The 18136-nt window shown below is 70.1% G+C and carries 14 protein-coding genes, 1 pseudogene and 1 riboswitch; of the genes and pseudogenes, 2 read left to right on the top strand and 13 right to left on the bottom strand.

Annotated features, from left to right (window positions below; all coding sequences use genetic code 11):
- Positions 1 to 250 precede the first annotated feature (250 nt).
- Together ACZ562_RS21355 and ACZ562_RS21350 are read left to right on the top strand one after the other, a co-directional pair.
- A complete protein-coding gene (locus tag ACZ562_RS21355) occupies positions 251 to 1060 on the top strand; it encodes an ABC transporter ATP-binding protein (RefSeq protein ID WP_471181355.1) in 810 nt (269 codons plus the stop codon).
- A gap of 38 nt (positions 1061 to 1098) precedes the next feature.
- Positions 1099 to 3627, top strand: a complete 2529-nt coding sequence (locus ACZ562_RS21350; protein ID WP_471181352.1) for an ABC transporter permease — start codon at positions 1099 to 1101, stop codon at positions 3625 to 3627.
- 59 nt (positions 3628 to 3686) lie between these two features.
- On the opposite strand, the gene ACZ562_RS21345 is transcribed toward ACZ562_RS21350, so the two are convergent.
- From ACZ562_RS21345 to ACZ562_RS21285, 13 genes and pseudogenes are all read right to left on the bottom strand, one after another.
- Positions 3687 to 4973, bottom strand: coding sequence for a class I SAM-dependent methyltransferase (locus ACZ562_RS21345; RefSeq protein ID WP_471181349.1), 1287 nt, complete (start codon positions 4971 to 4973; stop codon positions 3687 to 3689).
- A 194-nt stretch (positions 4974 to 5167) separates the two neighbouring features.
- Entirely contained in the window at positions 5168 to 6565 is a 1398-nt protein-coding gene (locus tag ACZ562_RS21340; RefSeq protein WP_471181346.1) for an NAD(P)/FAD-dependent oxidoreductase, read from the bottom strand.
- A gap of 464 nt (positions 6566 to 7029) precedes the next feature.
- Positions 7030 to 7986, bottom strand: a complete 957-nt coding sequence (locus ACZ562_RS21335) for a Ppx/GppA phosphatase family protein (protein WP_471181543.1) — start codon at positions 7984 to 7986, stop codon at positions 7030 to 7032.
- Positions 7987 to 8187: 201 nt separating this feature from the next.
- Positions 8188 to 8592, bottom strand: a pseudogene (locus ACZ562_RS21330) (DUF501 domain-containing protein); the annotation flags it as partial.
- A 19-nt stretch (positions 8593 to 8611) separates the two neighbouring features.
- The gene (locus tag ACZ562_RS21325; protein WP_471181343.1) at positions 8612 to 9088 is read right to left on the bottom strand and encodes an FtsB family cell division protein; all 477 of its coding nucleotides are present in this window, start codon (positions 9086 to 9088) and stop codon (positions 8612 to 8614) included.
- A gap of 281 nt (positions 9089 to 9369) precedes the next feature.
- Positions 9370 to 10656 (bottom strand): phosphopyruvate hydratase, encoded by a 1287-nt coding sequence (gene eno / locus ACZ562_RS21320; RefSeq protein ID WP_471181339.1) that lies wholly within the window; start codon positions 10654 to 10656, stop codon positions 9370 to 9372.
- Between the two features lie 356 nt (positions 10657 to 11012).
- On the bottom strand, positions 11013 to 11708 hold the full coding sequence (locus ACZ562_RS21315) for a transglycosylase family protein (protein ID WP_471181336.1): 696 nt from the start codon (positions 11706 to 11708) through the stop codon (positions 11013 to 11015).
- Positions 11709 to 11711: 3 nt separating this feature from the next.
- Positions 11712 to 11891: riboswitch (cyclic di-AMP (ydaO/yuaA leader) on the bottom strand.
- A 194-nt stretch (positions 11892 to 12085) separates the two neighbouring features.
- On the bottom strand, positions 12086 to 13153 hold the full coding sequence (locus ACZ562_RS21310) for a transglycosylase family protein (protein ID WP_471181334.1): 1068 nt from the start codon (positions 13151 to 13153) through the stop codon (positions 12086 to 12088).
- 168 nt (positions 13154 to 13321) lie between these two features.
- A complete protein-coding gene (locus ACZ562_RS21305) occupies positions 13322 to 14593 on the bottom strand; it encodes a cytochrome P450 family protein (RefSeq protein ID WP_471181331.1) in 1272 nt (423 codons plus the stop codon).
- Positions 14590 to 15609, bottom strand: a complete 1020-nt coding sequence (locus tag ACZ562_RS21300) for a nucleoside triphosphate pyrophosphohydrolase (protein ID WP_471181328.1) — start codon at positions 15607 to 15609, stop codon at positions 14590 to 14592. The genes ACZ562_RS21305 and ACZ562_RS21300 overlap by 4 nt, the downstream gene beginning before the upstream one ends.
- Before the next feature lie 103 nt (positions 15610 to 15712).
- Positions 15713 to 16360, bottom strand: a complete 648-nt coding sequence (locus ACZ562_RS21295; RefSeq protein WP_471181325.1) for a SurA N-terminal domain-containing protein — start codon at positions 16358 to 16360, stop codon at positions 15713 to 15715.
- Positions 16361 to 16458: 98 nt separating this feature from the next.
- Positions 16459 to 16596: a hypothetical protein gene (locus ACZ562_RS21290; RefSeq protein WP_471181558.1), complete on the bottom strand. Its 138-nt coding sequence runs from the start codon at positions 16594 to 16596 to the stop codon at positions 16459 to 16461.
- Between the two features lie 26 nt (positions 16597 to 16622).
- A complete protein-coding gene (locus ACZ562_RS21285) occupies positions 16623 to 18128 on the bottom strand; it encodes a protein kinase domain-containing protein (protein WP_471181540.1) in 1506 nt (501 codons plus the stop codon).
- Between the last annotated feature and the right edge of the window lie 8 nt (positions 18129 to 18136).

Genomic DNA, 18136 nt, shown 5'->3' with positions numbered 1-18136 from the left:
ACAGCGTTACGTGCGACGCCCGGCCGCGTATGCGGAATGACGGAATTTCACCGTCCGAACAAGGACGCTCCACCTGTTCCCGACATGACCACCCCTCAGGGCGAACGTCATCCCCAGGTATGACACGGCAACAGCCGGTCCGACCGGAGTCTGCCTTCGGAACCGGAACAACGGCTGACTACACGGCCCCGATCGGCGACCACGATGGAACGCGTTCCCACCACCGTCGTCCCGACAGGAGCGCCTTCTCGTGACCACCGCATCCATCGCCGGCCGGACCACCACCGTGGCCGCGCGCGCCACGGATCTTTCGAAGATCTACGGACAGGGCGAGACCCAGGTGGTCGCGCTCGACCGGGTCTCCGTCGACTTCCGGCAGGCCGAGTTCACCGCGATCATGGGCCCCTCCGGATCCGGCAAGTCGACACTGATGCACTGCGTGGCCGGCCTGGACACCTTCTCCTCCGGCTCGGTGCGCATCGGTGAGACCGAGCTCGGTTCCCTCAAGGACAAGCAGCTCACCAAGCTGCGCCGGGACAAGATCGGCTTCATCTTCCAGGCGTTCAATCTGCTGCCGACACTGACGGCCCTGGAGAACATCACCCTTCCGATGGACATCGCGGGCCGCAAGGCGGACAAGCGGTGGCTGGACGCCGTGATCGGGATGGTGGGCCTGTCCGACCGGCTCAGCCACCGGCCCTCCCAGCTGTCCGGCGGGCAGCAGCAGCGTGTCGCCGTCGCCCGCGCCCTGGCCTCCAAGCCCGACATCATCTTCGGCGACGAGCCGACCGGAAACCTCGACTCGCGCTCGGGCGCCGAGGTTCTGGGCTTCCTGCGCAACTCCGTACGGGAGTTGGGGCAGACGGTGGTGATGGTGACCCACGACCCGGTGGCCGCGGCGTACGCGGACCGTGTGGTCTTCCTCGCGGACGGCCGGATCGTCGACGAGGTTCACGGGCCGACGGCCGACTCGGTCCTCGACCGGATGCTGCGTCTTTCCGGGGGAGACCCGGGGGACCCCCAGACCCCCGAGTTCGACGCCACGGGCCGCACCAGCTGACGTCCCCTCACCCTCGTACGTCTGGACAGAGACAACCCATGTTCCGTACCGCGTTGCGCAACGTACTCGCGCACAAGGCCCGGCTCCTGATGACCGTGCTCGCCGTGATGCTCGGCGTGGCGTTCGTGTCGGGGACCCTGGTCTTCACCAATACCATCTCGGACGCGCTCCAGAAGAGCTCCGCCAAGGGCTTCGACCAGGTCGACGTCGCCGTACGGCCCAGGGTCCCGGCGGACGAGGGCAACCGGATCAACAAGACCCCCGAGCTCACCGAGGCGCTGCTCGCCCGGAGCGCGAAGGTTCCGGGAGCCGAGTCCGCCATCGGCGTCGTCACCGGCTTCACCGCGATCGCCGACGAGGACGGCAAGCTCATCGGCGGCGGCTTCCAGTCGCAGGGCGGGAACTACTGGGGCGCCGAGGACGCCCGTTACCCACTGGTCGGCGGGCACGCCCCGAGCGGTACCGGCGAGGTCCTCATCGACTCCCGGACCGCCGGGCGCGCCGGGTACGAGGTCGGCGACACCGTGCGGATCTCGGTGGACGGCCCGGTCCTCAACCCGAAGATCACCGGCATCTTCACCACCGACGACGGCAATGTCGCCGCCGGCGGCAGCCTCGCCCTCTTCGACACGGCGAGTGCCCAGAAGCTGTTCGGCAAGGCGGGCGCGTACGACGAGATCGACGTGAAGGCGAAGGCGGGCACCAGCCAGACGGCGCTGAAGGCCGAGCTGGACAAGGCGCTGCCGAAGGACCTCACGGAGACCACCACCGGCAAGCAGCTCGCCGACGACCAGGCGGAGCAGATCTCCTCCCAGATGTCCGGCCTGAAGCAGGGCCTGCTCGTCTTCGCGGGCATCTCGCTGTTCGTCGGCACGTTCATCATCGCCAACACCTTCACCATGCTGGTCGCCCAGCGCACCAGGGAGCTGGCACTGCTGCGCGCGGTCGGCGCCTCCCGCAGGCAGGTCACGCGATCGGTGCTCGTCGAGGCGTTCGTGGTCGGTGCGGTCGCCGCCGTGGCCGGTCTGGTCGCGGGCGTCGGCATCGGCGCCGGACTGCGCTCGCTGATGGGCTCGCTCGGCGCCACGGTCCCGGACGGACCGCTGGTGATCTCCCTCGGCACGGTCGGCTCGGCCCTCGCGGTCGGCATCCTCGTCACGATGCTCGCCGCCTGGCTGCCGGGCCGCCGGGCCGCGAAGATCCCGCCGGTCGCGGCGATGAGCAGCCTGCACGCCCAGGCCACCACCAGGTCGCTGGTGCTGCGCAACACGCTGGGTGCGCTGTTCTCGGCGGCGGGCGTCGCCGTCGTCCTGGCCGCCACGTCGATGCAGGGCTCGGACGGCGAGGCCCCCATGGGGCTCGGCGCGGTGCTGCTGATCACCGGCGTCTTCATCCTGACGCCGCTGCTGTCACGCCCGCTGGTCGCGGCCGCGGCCCCGGTCCTGCGGGTGTTCGGCGTCTCGGGCAAGCTGGCCCGCCAGAACTCGGTCCGCAACCCGCGCCGTACGGCCGCCACCGCCTCCGCGCTGATGATCGGCCTCACCCTCATCACGGGCATGACGGTGATGGCGGGCAGCCTGCAGAAGTCCATCGACAAGATGGCGGCCTCGGCGATCAGGGCGGACTACGTGGTGTCCATGGCGAACGGCAACGAGCTCTCGCCGGACGTCGAGAAGAAGCTGAAGGGCGTCGACGGCGTCACCGCCAGCAGCCCGCTGCGCAACGCGCCCGCCCGCATCGACGGCACGACCGAGTACCTGACGGGCGTCGACGGCGGCGCGATCGGCGAGCTGACCGACCTGAAGGTCGACGACGGCTCCTTCAAGGTCTCCGGCGCGCAGGTGGTCGTCGACGGCGACACCGCCGAGTCGCACGGCTGGAAGGCCGGTTCGGGCTTCACCGTCTACCACGAGGACGGCGAGAAGCAGCGGATGACCGTCGCCGGTGTCTACGAGGGCAACGAGATGATCGAGGGCATCCTCCTCGACAGCGCAGCGCTCTCCCCCCACCAGACGGACCCCGGCGACCGGCAGGTCATGGTGAAGACCTCCGACGGCGCGACCGGCGCCACCAAGGACCGGCTGGAGAAGGCCCTCGGCTCCAACCCGGCCATCAGGGTCCAGGACAAGAAGGACCTCTCCAACGAGATCGCGCATACGTTCACCCTGATCCTGAACATGGTCTACGGCCTGCTGGCGATGGCGGTGATCGTGGCGGTCCTCGGCGTGATCAACACCCTGGCGATGTCGGTCTTCGAACGCTCGCAGGAGATCGGCATGCTGCGCGCGATCGGCCTGGACCGCAAGGGCATCAAGCGGATGGTCCGCCTGGAGTCCCTTGTCATCTCGCTGTTCGGCGGGGTCCTGGGCATCGGTCTGGGCGTGTTCTTCGGCTGGGCGGCCGGTGAGCTGCTCGGCACGAGGATGGCGACGTACGAACTGGTTTTGCCGTGGGCGAGGCTGGCCGTCTTCCTGCTGCTGGCGGCGACGGTGGGCGTCCTGGCGGCGCTGTGGCCGGCCCGGCGGGCGGCGCGCCTGAACATGCTCGCGGCCATCAAGTCGGAGTAGCCGTACGGCCGTCGGGGCCCCGTTTCCTCTCAGGGGGACCGGGGCCCTGCCGTCCGCGCTCAGTTCCAGGTACGTGCCCGCAGAGGCATCCCGGAGGCGCCGGAGTCGCGTGCGCGGACCGCCAGCACCTGGTTGACGCCGATGCGGTTGCGCTCGAAGGCGAGCGCGCAGGCGGCCATGTACAGCCGCCAGACACGGGCCCGGCCGGGGCTGGTCAGCCGCACGGCCTGCGCCCAGTCGGCCTCCAGGTTGGCGACCCAGCGGCGCAGCGTGAGCGCGTAGTGCTCGCGGATCGACTCGGCGTCGCGCACCTCGAAACCGGCCCGCTCCAGCTGGGTGACGGTGGCGCCGACGGGAGCGAGCTCGCCGTCGGGGAACACATAGGCGTCGATGAACTCGTCGACGCTGTACACCGACTCGTCCCGGTGCGGACGGCGGGCGATCTGGTGGTTGAGCAGCCGGCCGCCGGGCTTGACGAGCCTGAAGAGGTCCTCCGCGTACTCCAAGTACCGTTCGCTGCCGACGTGTTCGGCCATGCCGATGGAGGAGATCGCGTCGTAGGGGCCGTCGGCGACATCGCGGTAGTCCTGTACGCGGATCTCGACCCGGTCGGTCAGCCCCTCGTCGGCGACGCGTTTACGGGCGTACGCCGCCTGCTCGTGGGAGAGGGTGATGCCGACGACGCTCACGCCGTGCTCACGGGCTGCGTGGACGGCCATGGAGCCCCAGCCGCAGCCGACGTCAAGCAGCCGCTGACCGGGCGTCAGCGCGAGCTTGCGGCAGACGAGTTCGAGCTTGTCGTGCTGGGCCTGTTCGAGAGTGCCGCCGTCGTGCCAGTAGGCGCAGGAGTACACCATGGACGGCCCGAGGACGATCTCGTAGAAGTCGTTGCCGACATCGTAGTGGTGGCTGATGGCGCGTTTGTCGCTGCGCCGGGTGTGCAGGTGGCGGCGTCTGCGCACCTCCTCGCGGGGCGGGGCGGGCGGCAGCGGAAGTCCGGCCAACCTCACGAGCCCGCGCAGGGCGGCCCGCACCTCGGGATCGCGGAGCGCCTGGACCAGGCCCCTGGCGTCCTCCTCCCGCTCCCACACCAGCCCGGCCATCAGGTCGAGGGCGGTGTAGAGGTCGCCCTCGATCTCCAGATCCCCGGCGACCCAGGCCCGGGCCAGGCCCAGCTCGCCGGGCCGCCACAGCAGGCGGCGCACGGCGCGGCGATTGCGTACGACCAGCGCCGGTGCGTCCGGCGGTCCCGCCTGCGAACCGTCCCAGGCGCGGATGCGCAGCGGGAGCGGGGATCCCATCAACTGTTCGACGAGGCCTTGCAGCCGCAGCGCGGCGTCAGCCATGGCGTACACCTCCGTGACGAGCGAACCAGGAACGTCCGACACCACGTAAACACCTGCGGGGCCCGGTCGCAGTCCCCATGAGCGTTACGGCTGGGGAAACCATGCGCTCGGCCCACGAGCGGCCGCACACACGCCGAAGGACCTCCCGCACCACGGATGGCGGGAGGTCCTTCGGATGGTTCGGTGAGCCGAGGTCAGGAGGCCTTGGCCTGCTCGGCCTTCGGCTTCTCCTCGGCCTTGGCCGCGGCGGGGACCGGCGCCGGCTTGGCCGCCTCGTAGAACTCCTCGCGCGGGGACTCCAGCGCGCCGAGCGCCACGACCTCGCGCTTGAGGAACATGCCGAGCGTCCAGTCGGCGAAGACGCGGATCTTGCGGTTCCAGGTCGGCATGGCCAGACCGTGGTAGCCACGGTGCATGTACCAGGCGAGACGGCCCTTGAGCTTGATCTTCATCTTGCCCATGACGATCATCGCGACGCCCTTGTGGAGGCCCAGGCCCGCGACGGCGCCCTTGTTGGCGTGCGAGTAGTCCTTCTGCGGGAAGCCCCGTACACCGGAGATCACGTTGTCGCCGAGGACCCGCGCCTGCCGCAGCGCGTGCTGCGCGTTCGGCGGGCACCAGGCGTTCTCGTTGCCCGCCTTGCGGCCGACGAGGTCGGGCACCTGGGCGTTGTCGCCCGCGGCCCAGATGTAGTCCGTGCCCTTGACCTGGAGCGTGGGCTCGCAGTCGACGTGACCGCGGGGGCCGAGCGGCAGGCCGTAGCGGGCCAGGACCGGGTTCGGCTTGACGCCCGCCGTCCAGACGATCGTGTTGGAGTCGACCTCGAGGCCGTTCTTCAGGACGACGTGGCCGTCGACGCAGGAGTCCATCGAGGTGGACAGGTAGATCTCGACCCCGCGGCTCTCCAGGTGCTCCTTGCCGTACTGGCCGAGCTTGGGGCCGACCTCGGGAAGGATCTTGTCGGCGGCGTCGACGAGGATGAAGCGCATGTCCTCGCGGGACACGCTGGTGTAGTACTTGGCCGCGTCGCGGGCCAGGTCCTCGACCTCACCGATGGTCTCGGCGCCGGCGAAGCCGCCGCCGACGAAGACGAAGGTGAGCGCCTTGCGGCGGATCTCCTCGTCGGTGGTCGAGTCGGCCTTGTCGAGCTGTTCGAGGACGTGGTTGCGCAGGCCGATGGCCTCCTCGATGCCCTTCATGCCGATGCCCTGCTCGGCGAGGCCGGGGATCGGGAAGGTGCGGGAGACGGCGCCGAGCGCGACGACCAGGTAGTCGAAGGGCAGCTCGTACGCCTCGCCGACCAGCGGGGCGATCGTGGCGACCTTGCGGTCCTGGTCGATGGTGGTGACCCGGCCGGTGAGGACCTCCGCCTTGGGCAGCACGCGTCGCAGCGGGACGACGACATGGCGCGGGGAGATGTTGCCGGCGGCGGTTTCGGGGAGGAAGGGCTGGTAGGTCATGTACGACCGGGGGTCGACGACCGTGACGGTCGCCTCGCCGTAGCGCATCTTCTTGAGGATGCGCCGAGCTGCGTACAGGCCTACGTACCCACCGCCTACTACGAGGATCCTGGGACGCTCCGTGGTGCTCATGCCATCGAGTATCCACCTGCCCAAGGGGGGTCGCTCGTGCGCCCCTTCACAAGCTCTGGCAGGGCCTGTGCTATCCTCCGCGGCCCGCGTGATCCATGTCATGGTGACACGGGGGAACGGACGTGCAGTGCCGACCTTGTCAATACCGCGTGAGCTGCCTCTCCGCACTGTCACGCCTACTGTGAGCCCTCCGGAACAGCCCCTCGCGACCTCCTCCCGGAACACCTTCGGAACACCCTGCCGCGCACGTTCACACACCCGTCGGGGCCCCGGAAGGGCCAACCGGGCCCCTTCCTTCCAGGAACAGGGCCGAATTCCTTGTGAAGAACTTCACGAACTTTTCCGACGAGGCGTCTCCGGGGGGCACTTCGGACCCCCCGGACGCGCTCATACGCTATCCGACCTGCTCAGCCGAGAGCTACCGATCAGTAGCAAACGAGACCCAGGCCACCCGGCGAAAGCGCCTACGCCACCGACCACGCGATCCCGTCGAGGATGTCGTGCTCGCTGACGACGACCTCCTCGGCCCCGGTTCGCTCCATGATCGAGAGCAGTACGAGGGCCCCGGCCGCGATCACGTCGACGCGCCCCGGGTGCATCGAGGGGACGGCCGCGCGCTCGGCGTGCGTGGAGTGCAGCAGCCACTCGGTGATCTCACGGACCTTGCCGCGGGAGACACGGGAGTGGTGGATGGCCGTCGAGTCGTACCCGGGCAGGTCCTGGGCGATCGCCGACACGGTCGTCACCGACCCGGCCAGACCCACCAGCGTGCGCGCCTCGCGCAGCGGCACCGTCTCCTCCACGAGGTCGAGGGCCGCCTCGATGTCCGCGCGCATCGCCGCGATCTGCTCCTCGGTGGGCGGGTCGGTGACGGCCCCGTCCCGGACGAGGTGCCGCTCGGTCATCCGCACGCACCCCACGTCGACGGAGCGCGCCGCACGCACATGGTCCTCGCCGACGACGAACTCGGTCGAGCCGCCGCCGATGTCCACCACCAGGTAGGGCGTGGCGAGACGGTCGCTGCCCGCCAGCTCCTTGGTCGCCCCCGTGAAGGAGAACTCGGCCTCCCGGCCGCCGGAGATGACCTCGGGCTCGACACCGAGGACGTCCGCGACGCCACGCACGAACGCGTCGCGGTTGGAGGCGTCCCTGGAAGCGGACGTGGCCACGAACCGCACCTTCCCGGCGCCCAGCTCGCGGATCACCTCGGCGTACTCCCGGCAGGCCGCGAACGTCCGCTCCAGCGCCTCGGGAGCCAGCCGGCCGGTCCGGTCCACGTCCTGGCCGAGCCGCACGATCGTCATGCGACGGTCGAGCTCCAGCAGCTCACCGGTGGACGGGTTGACGTCGGCGACGAGGAGCCGGATGGAGTTCGTCCCGCAGTCGACGGCGGCGACCCGGCTGAACCCGGCGGGGACCAGAGGGGCCTGCGTGAAGAAACCGCCGCGGACCTCGGCGGGGTCGGAGACCACGCCCTCCTCGCCGGGGTGCTCGTCCGCCGGGTCGGGCGCCTCGAGCGGCTGCACGCACGGCCCCTTGCGCCACCACTCCGGGAGCATCTCGATCGCCTCGTCGCCCAGCGGGTTCACGCCCGGACCCGCGGCGAGCGAGTGCGCCACCAGCACGTGCAGACACTTCACGCGGTCCGGCATACCGCCCGCGCTCGGGAAGCCCTCCAGGACCTCGATGGCGTCACGGCGCGCGATGTAGTCCTCGTGCGCGGCGCGATAGGCGGCGGCGAGCTCCGGGTCGGTCTGCAGCCGCTCCGTCATCTCCTTCATCACGCCGTTCGCCTCCAGCGTGCCGATCGCCGACGCCGCGCGCGGACACGTCAGGTAGTACGTCGTCGGGAAGGGCGTGCCGTCGGGCAGCCGCGGCGCGGTCTCCACGACGTCCGGCTGCCCGCACGGGCAGCGGTGCGCGATGGCGCGCAGCCCGCGCGGCGGACGCCCGAGCTGCTGCTTGAAGGCCTCGACGTCCGCGTCGGTGGGCTCGGTGCGCGGGGTGGTCGGCGGGGGCGTTTCCATGCCTGTCTTTCTCTTGGGTTCACTGGTCGGAGGCGTCGGACTTGTCGACACCGTCCCAGACGTTCGAGTACCAGGGGCGGTCGGCGGCCCCCAGGTCGGCGCGCGACTGCCTGGCCGCGTCGGGGTCGGTGACGATGTAACCCGTCTCCCCCGGCATCACATAGTGCAGCCGCTGCCGGATCTGCTGCTCCGCGAACGCGTCGTCCTGCCAGCGCGCCTTGAGGTCGCGCAGCCGCTCGACCCGCTCGCTGGCCTCTTCCTTCTCCCGCCGCATGTCGGAGAGCTCGGCGCGCTGGGAGACGTACTGCCTTATCGGATAGGCGAGGGCCACGATCAGCGTGCACAGGACGAGGGCGAGCAGCGCGGCCCGGCCGGTCAGCCGGGAGCGGCGGGCCTGGCGCTTGGTCTGGGAGCGGTAGACGCGGGCCGCCGTCTGCTCGCCGAGCAGACGGATCCTGGTCGCGGTGGAGAAACGGTCCCGGTCCTTCCCGGCCATGTCCCCGCCTCCCCTTCATACGCGCGTACGTCCCCGCACACGGTACGGGACCGAGTACGGGGACGTACGTACGACTGGCTAGTGCCGCGTCAGCCAAGGTTTGCCCGTCAAGGAGCGGCGTCCGGTGCGTGCTCTCGGCGTGCCGGCCGGAAGTCCTCGTACTGGACGTACTTGGGCTTTCGGCCGGTGCGGCGAGAGGGCGTGCCGGGCGTCGCGACGGGGCGAACCTTGGCTGACGCGGCACTAGGCCTCACCCCAGGTTGGGTCAGACCCTGATCGGGTCAGTCCTTGAAACGGGGGAAGGCGCTGCGGCCGGCGTACACCGCCGCGTCGTCGAGGATCTCCTCGATGCGCAGCAGCTGGTTGTACTTGGCGACGCGCTCGGAGCGGGCCGGGGCGCCGGTCTTGATCTGGCCGCAGTTGGTGGCGACGGCCAGGTCGGCGATGGTGACGTCCTCGGTCTCGCCGGAGCGGTGGGACATCATGCACTTGAAGCCGTTGCGCTGGGCCAGCTCGACGGCGTCGAGGGTCTCGGTCAGCGAACCGATCTGGTTCACCTTCACGAGCAGGGCGTTGGCGGCGCCGTCCTCGATACCGCGGGCCAGGCGCTCCGGGTTGGTGACGAACAGGTCGTCGCCGACGAGCTGGACCTTGTCGCCGAGCTTGTCGGTGATGATCTTCCAGCCGGCCCAGTCGTCCTCGAACAGCGGGTCCTCGATGGAGACGAGCGGGTAGGCCCCGACGAGCTCCTCGTAGTACTCCGTCATCTCGGCGGCGGAGCGCTCCTTGCCCTCGAAGAGGTACTTGCCGTCCTTGTAGAACTCGGAGGCGGCGACGTCGAGCGCGAGGGCGATCTGCTCGCCGGGCACGTACCCGGCCTGCTTGACGGCCTCGAGGATGAGGTCGAGGGCCTCACGGTTGGAGCCCAGGTTCGGGGCGAAGCCGCCCTCGTCGCCGAGTCCGGTGGACAGGCCCTTGCTCTTAAGGACGGACTTGAGGGTGTGGTAGACCTCGGTGCCCCAGCGCAGCGCCTCGGAGAAGGTCTCCGCGCCGATCGGGGCGATCATGAACTCCTGGATGTCCACGTTGGAGTCGGCGTGCGAGCCGCCGTTCAGGATGTTCATCATCGGCACCGGCAGGAGGTGCGCGTTCGGGCCGCCGAGGTAGCGGAAGAGGGGGAGGTCGCTGGCCTCGGAGGCGGCGTGCGCGACGGCGAGCGAGACGCCGAGGATGGCGTTGGCGCCCAGGGAGCCCTTGTTGTCGGTGGCGTCAAGGTCGAACATGGCCTGGTCGATCAGGCGCTGCTCGGTGGCGTCGTAGCCGACCAGCTCCGGGCCGATCTGCTCGATGACGGCGAGGACGGCCTTCTCGACACCCTTGCCCTGGTAGCGGTTGGGGTCACCGTCGCGGAGCTCGATGGCCTCGAAGGCGCCCGTGGAGGCGCCGGACGGGACGGCGGCACGACCCGTGCTGCCGTCGTCGAGGCCGACCTCGACCTCGACCGTGGGGTTGCCTCGGGAGTCCAGGATTTCCCGGGCTACGACGACGTCGATGGACGGCACGAGCATCTCCTTCTTGGGATGTGACGCGGGTACGCCGGGCCGTGGCCCGGTGCGCGCAGCGCCGCGGTGGCTCTGCGAGACGAGCCTAACCGGCTCCGGTCGATCGGCCAGCCGGTCGACCGCGTGGTGGACAGAACCGAGAGTAAATTGTTTCCGAACTGAACAAAGACATCAGGACATGGTCGGTACAGAAGATGCGCCGGCACCAAAACGCGCCGGCGCAAAAAAAAGCCCCGCCCCGGTGCGTACGGGGGAATACGCACCGGAGCGGGGAGCCCGTGGGGGACGGGGGGACCCTCACGGGACCTTCGTCATGAAGGACACGGATGTGAGGGCGCTGTGGTTCGGCTGCGAGCCGCTTGTCACTTCAGGTGCAGCTGCTGACCGGGGTAGATCAGGTCGGCGTCCTCGACGATGTCCTTGTTCAGCTCGAACAGCTTCTGCCAGCCGCCCTTGACGCCGTGCTCCGCGGCGATCGAGCTGAGGGTGTCACCCTTGACGACCTTGTACTCGCCGTCGCCCTTCTTGACCTTCTTGCCGGTCGGCGTGGTGACGGTCTTCTTGGCGGCCGGCCGCTCGGCGGAACGGGACGCCTGCTGCTCGGCGGTCGAGCGGGTGCTGGTGCCGGTGCTCTGGCTCTGCGAGGAGCCGCTCGACGGGGAGCCGGCGCTGCCGCCGTTGTAGGGGGTGCTCGACAGGCCCGTGCCGCAGACCGGCCAGGCACCCTTGCCCTGGCCCGCGAGAACCTTCTCACCGATGGCTATCTGCTGCGCCTTGGTGGCCTGGTCGGCGGTGGCGGCGTACTGCGTTCCGCCGTACGCGGCCCAGGTGGAGGCGGAGAACTGCAGACCGCCGTAGTAGCCGTTGCCGGTGTTGATGGACCAGTTGCCACCGGACTCGCACTGGGCGACGGCGTCCCACTCGGAGGCGGTGGCGGCGGAAGCGGTGCCGGACGCGATCAGCGGGGCGGCGACGGCGGCGCCGGTGACACCGGCGATCGCGATGACGCGGCTCGCCTTGGACGGACGGCGGTGCTTGCCCTTGCCGGAAAACAGCATGGTTGATCCCCTCACCGACGCCTGCGAGGTGAGCTGTCGGGTTCGGGCCGGTTGAGTTGCCCGGCCGTGTCTCGCGCGGTCTCTCCTGCGCGGCACGGCTTCACCCCAAGCCGGATCCAGCTCAACTGCTGGGCCCGGCACTTACCTTGGGTCCCCCGCTCCTGCCTACGGCGCTTGACGCGACGACTGTTCCCGTGCGGCCGCTGGCAGGATTCGGCGTTGCGGCAGACGGGGCTCGTGTTGGCGAGCGGTCACGACCGTAGACACGCGATCCGGGGAATTTCAAAGGCGATCAGGGCTTCTGAGACTCATCCCACACTTTTGCCAAACCGGACATTCAGCACGAAGTATGACGCGAACTCCCGCTGCTTTTCGCCCTATTCGGCACTGAGTGCAAGGTTCTGACCGGGGACGATGTGACCTGGGTCGGGCCCGATCTCCTGCTTGTTGTGGGAGTAGAGCTCATGCCATCCGCCTTGGACGTCATGCGAGTCGGCGATGGACACGAGCGTGTCCCCGCGGCGGACGGTGTACGAGTCGTCGGCCGCGTCACCCGCGGCACTGTCCTCCCGGGCGGCGTGACGCCCCTTGGAGGCGCCGGCGCCACTCTCGCCGGCGGCCTCGTCCGCGGTGCCGCCGCGATGCCGGCCGGTACCGAGGGCTCCCGTGTCGACCAGGCTCGAAAAGCCTTCACTTTGCCCGAAGTTGTCCGAGTCGTCATTATTCGGCACATCTGCCGATGTGCCGCCGGAATCCCGTGAGCCTCCGGCACTGGAGCCGGACTCGGATTCGGACGATGTGTCGGACTTGCCAGGCTTGTCCGTCGCATCCGACTCCGCGTCCGAGTCGGCGTCCGAGTCGGCGTCCGACGACTCGTCCGACGACTTGTCCGACGACTTGTCCGACGGGGAGGGCGACGATGAGGACTCTTCGGACGAGTCGGGCAAGCCGGGTGATTCAGACGACTCGGACGAGTCCCTCGAGTCAGATGAATTGGATGAATCCGATGAACCCGATGAATCCGACGAGTTGTCGTCCCCCGTGCCGGTGTCGACGTTCGCCGAATCCTTGTCCTTGCCGAGCCCGGCGAGCAGACCACAGGTCGGCCAGGCTGCGATGCCCTGGTCGTCGAGCATCTTCTCGGCGACGGCTATCTGCTGGGAACGACTGGCCTGGTCGGCGCTCGGGGCGTAGTCGAGACCGCCGTACTTCTCCCAGTTCTCCTGAGAGACCTGGAGACCGCCGTAGTAACCGTTGCCGCTGTCCTCGCTCCAGGAGCCGCCGCTCTCGCACTCCGCGACCTGGTCCCAGGTGTTCCCGCCGGCCGCACTCGCGCCGGTGGCGGCTAGGAGCGGGATCGCGATGGCAGAGCCGGTCACCCCGGCCGCGACCAGGAGAGCCGGTGCCTGGCGGGGGCGACGGTGACGACCGTTCCCGGAGAGCATGCGGAAACCTTTCGCGAGACAACGGGGAACAACGCGGCGCGCGTTGTAAGACGTCGCGTTGATTGGTGAACGTATCGGCAGGGGATCACTTGTCACAAGTTAATGCCGCACAGATCACATGAAGATCACAGAGTTGAGGGCGTGTCACCTTTGCGCAGGTGAGCCCAGTCATGCACGCGGCATGAACTCGACCGGCAGAGTGCGCAGTCCACGCATGATCAGTCCGCCACGCCACCGCAAATCGGCTGAATCCACAGCGAGTCGCAGGTCCGGGAGCCGGGTGAGGAGCGTGGCCAGAGCGATCTGCCCCTCCAGCCGGGCCAGCGGGGCACCGAGGCAGTAGTGGATGCCGTGGCCGTACCCGAGGTGCTGGTTGTCCCGCCGTCCGAGGTCGAGGACGTCGGGATCGGCGAACCGCTCCGGGTCGCGGTCCGCCGCGGCCAGGACGACGAGGACGGGGTCGCCCGCCGCGATGTCCTGTCCGCCGATGGTGAGCGGCTGTGTGGCGAACCGCCATGTGGCGAGCTCAACAGGACCGTCGTAGCGCAGGAGTTCCTCGACGCCGGTCTCAAGGAGCCCGCGTTCCTCGGCGGCGAGGGACTTCTGCAGACGGGCTCGCTGCTCGGGGTGGGTGAGCAGGGCGTACGTGCCGTTGCCGATGAGATTGACGGTGGTCTCGAAACCCGCGAACAAAAGGATGAAGGCCATGGCCGCGGCCTCGTTCTCGGTGAGGTGCTCGCCGTGGTCCGAGGCGCGGATGAGACCGGAGATGAGGTCCTCGCCGGGGCCGGGCTCGGCGGGCAGCGCCTCGCGCTTGCGGTGGATGAGCTCGGCCAGATAGCCCCGCATCTTCTTCACGGACCGCGCGACCCCGCCCCGCGGACCGCCCCCGTGACGGATCATCATGCCCGCCCAGTCGCGGAAGTCGTCCTGGTCCTCGCGGGGGACGCCGAGCAGGTCGCAGACGGCGTAGATGGGGAGCGGGAAGGCGAACTCATGGATGAGGTCGGCGCTGCCCTTGCCGGCGAACCGGTCGATGAGGTGGTCCGTGAGTTCCTGGACGCGCGGGGCGAACTCGGCGACCCGGCGGGGGGTGAAGGCCTTGCTGACCAGTCGCCGGAGCCTGGTGTGGTCCGGCGGATCGATGTTGAGGAGATGGGTCATGAGCTCGGCCTTGCGCTCACCCGGGATACCGGTCTTGCCCTTGGCGTGGGCGGGCTCGTCGTGATGCGCCGGGTTCTTGCTGAGCCGCTGGTCGGCAAGGGCCTGCTTGGCGTCGGCGTAACGGGTGACCAGCCATGCTTCCACGCCGCTGGGGAGCTGTGTCCTGTGAACGGGGGCGTGCTCGCGGAGCCAGGCGTAGGCGGGGTAGGGATCGGTGGCGAACTCCCAGGTGAAGAGGTCGGGGGCGGGCGGCTCGGCGGTGGGCTGGTCGGTCACTCTTCGACGGTATCCGGCGCCTGTGTCCCGGGCGTCCACCCCTCGGCCGCCCGCACCGCGTCCCGGTACGACCGGGCAGCCGCACGCAGTGCCGCCTCCGGGTCGACGCCCTCCGCCTCGGCGCGTATGGCCATCACGAGCAGCTCGTAGCCGATGCCTTCGCCGTTCGGCAGCGGTACCTCCAGTCCCGCCGTGCGTACTCGCGACGCGAGTTTCGCCGCGAGAGCGAGGCCCGGCTGGCCCAGGGGAATGCCTTCGGTCAGGGAGGTGCGGCGCTTTTCCACGGCCTTGGTGCGGAGCCAGTGCTCCTTGACCTCCTCGGGGGTGGTGGCCGTCGCGTCGCCGAAGACGTGCGGGTGGCGGTGGATGAGCTTGGTGACGATTCCGCCGGCCACGTCGTCGATCGAGAAGGGGGCCGCCCCGTCCTCCGGGCGGCCCTCCTCGGCGATGCGGGCGTGGAAGACGACCTGGAGCAGGACGTCGCCCAGTTCCTCGCGCAGTTCGTCGCGGTCGCCCTCCTCGATCGCCTCGACGAGTTCGTACGCCTCCTCGATGCCGTACTTCGCCAGGCCTTTGTGGGTCTGCTGGGACGACCACGGGCACTCGGCGCGGATGCGGTCCATGACCTGGACGAGGTCGAGGAGGCGGGCTCCGGGCAGGTCGTACGAGGCGGGGAGCAGCTCCAGGTCGGGCATGTGGACGCGGCCGGAGCCGGCGAGGCGGGCCAGGCCGTCGGTCAGGGCGGGCTCGCCCTCGCCGGTGGCGACGACGACCACCGTCCGTCCGCCGGCGCAGACGCCGACCAGCTCCTCGGCGGTCGGGGACGCCTCGTCGACCGGTATCCCCGCCTCGCGCAGATACGGCAGCTGCGGGTGCGCGCCGTCCGCGCACAGGACGCGGTCGGCGGCGTGCAGCGCCTGCCAGGCGGGCCAGGAGAGCAGACCGGGCGCGACGCGGTGGCTGGTGGTGAGCAGGACGATGCGGCCGGGAGCGGCTTCGGGGCTGGTTGCGTTCACTCTCCGAACGTAACCCACGCCGCCGACAGCCCCGCGGGATATCCACAGGGCGGGTGCTGGCGGTGCTCCCGGTGGGCCGCGGGGCGCCGGTGCCGCCGTACCGTTACGTGGTCTGCTGCGTGTCCGGCGCCGTGACGTCCCGTACCCACGGTGTCTTGGCGTTGACGCGGCTGCTCTTCTCCACGTTCCACGAGCCGTAGCGCGGGTTGAGATCGACGTCGAGCTCCTTGGAGGCCTTGGACAGGGCCTCCCAGAAGGCGGTCTCCTGCGTGGTGGTGCCCAGCTTGGCGGCGAGTTTCTGGGCCTCCAGCTGGAGGCGGAGGTTGTCGTCGAGGCGCTGCGGGGGGATGCTGTACCGCTGCAGCCAGACCGTCTCCAGCGCCTTCGAGCCGCCGGCCTGCTGCTCCAGGCCGGTCCGCATCTGCTGGGTCTCCCTGCGGGTGACGGTGACGCCCGCGCCCTGGGCGGCGCGGTGCAGCACCCGGTCGAGGACCATGCCGTGCAGGGTGTCCCGGGCGAGCGTGCCGGTCTTGGCGATGGCCTGCTCGTACTGGGCGTCGTCCGGCACCGCGGCCCGCTGCGCCTCGCGCACCTCGTTCACCCTGCTGTCCAGCTGGGCGATGGTGATCCGCTGGCCGCCGACGACGGCCGCCGCGCCGGGATGCGCGTCGTTTCCGCAGGCGGTGAGGAGCGGGGCCGCGGCGGCGATCACGGCGGAGAGGACGAGCGCGGTGCGACGGCGGCGGTGCAAGGAAGCCTCCCGAGGAGATTGTGCGACGGTGCACAAAGTCTTGCGGTGATCGATGGTAGGCAGTGACCAGGCTCTGGCCAACCCATTCGACCAACGATTCACCAGGACTTCGGGCACCAGCGCGCTCCGGCGGGGTGCTCGGGGGTCAGCCGGTGATGGCCGGCCACCGGCCCGTCCCAGGCGTCGCGGTCCACGGTGATCGTGTAGCAGCCTCGGGTCTCCTTGCTGTTGACCACGGGATTCCCTCCGGGCGGGGCAGAATCTAGCCGCGCACCTGCCCCAGCCACTGCAGGGTCCGGCGGATCTCCAGCGCGAGCGGGTTTCCGGGGCCTTGCAGCCGTTCCACGTCGTGCAGCAGCCGGCCGAGCGTTTCGTGGGCGGCGGCGCGGTCGCCGAGGGCAAGGAGGAGGTGGCCTATGCGGCGGCGGACGTCGTGGGCGAGCTTGGGGTCGCCCGCCACGTACTGGTTCTCGTAGTACGGCAGCAGCGCGCGGTACTCGGCGAGCGCCGCCGCCGGTTCACCGAGCTGTTCGAGGCACTGGGCGGCCTCGTAGCGGAAGCGCAGGGACTGCGGGTCGGCCTGGCCGGCCTCGGCGGCGCGTTCGTCGGCGAGGCGGCGCAGTTCGGGCAGCGCGCGCCGGTACTGGCCGTCGTCCATGAGGGTGGCCGCGTACTGCTTGCGCAGGGTGCGGACGACCGGGGAGTGCTCGCCGTGCTGTTCGGCGGCGGTCGGCAGGATCGCGCCGAGGATGTCGACGGCCTGGGTGATGCGGCCCTCGCCGAGGAGGCGCTTGACCTCGTCGACGGCTCGGGCGACGTCGGGCTTCTCCGGGACCGGGGTGACCGGGGCCGGCTGGGGCGCGGGCGTGCGCGCACGGTCCGGCCAGGGCGCGTGCGGGCGCAGGAAGGGGCGCGTGGGGTCGAGGGGTGCCCCTGTGGGCGTCCCGCGCGCGGGCAGGAGCAGCGCCAGGTGCTCGTACACCTCCTGCGCGGAGGCGGGACGGTGCTGCGGGTCCTTGGCGAGCAGGCGCAGGACCAGTGCCTCCAGCGCCTCGGGCACTTCGGGGCGGATGCGGCGCACGGGCAGCGGCGGCTCGTACAGGTGCCGGTGCAGCACGCCGAGCGCCGTCGAGCCCGCGAACGGCACGTTGCCGCTGAGGAGTTCGTGCAGGAGTACGCCGAGTGCGTACAGGTCGGTGTACGGGCCGACCGCGCCGCCCATCGCCTGTTCGGGCGCCATGTAGGCGGGCGAGCCGATGGGTGTGCCGGTGTGCGTGAGCCGGGTGGTGTCGGCGTCCATGACGGAGGCGACGCCGAGGTCGAGGACGGTGACCGTGCCGTCCTGCTTCACCATCACGTTGCGCGGTTTGAGGTCGCGGTGGACGATCGGCACGGCGTGCACGGCGCTCAGCACGGCGCACAGTTGCGCGGCCACCGCGACCGCCCACTGCCACGGGTACGGGTCGTGCTCGGCGAGGTGGTCGGAGAGGTCGGCGCCGTCGACGTACTGCATGACGAGGAACAGCTCCTCGCCCTCGCTGCCGGCGTCGTGCACCGTGACCAGGCCGGGGTGGTCGACCTGCGCGGTGACCCGGCACTCACGCAGGAAGCGGCGGCGCAGTTCGGCGGCCTCCTGGCCCGCCACCTTGTCGGGGCGCAGCAGCTTCACCGCCACACGCCGGTCGAGCCGCTGGTCGTACGCGGTCCAGACCTGGCCCATGCCGCCCTGTCCGATGAGCGTGGACAGTTCATAACGGCCGGCGACCACGCGTCCTG

This window comes from Streptomyces sp. NPDC040410 (assembly GCF_055595715.1).
This window is presented reverse-complemented; position numbering and strand designations above follow the sequence as displayed.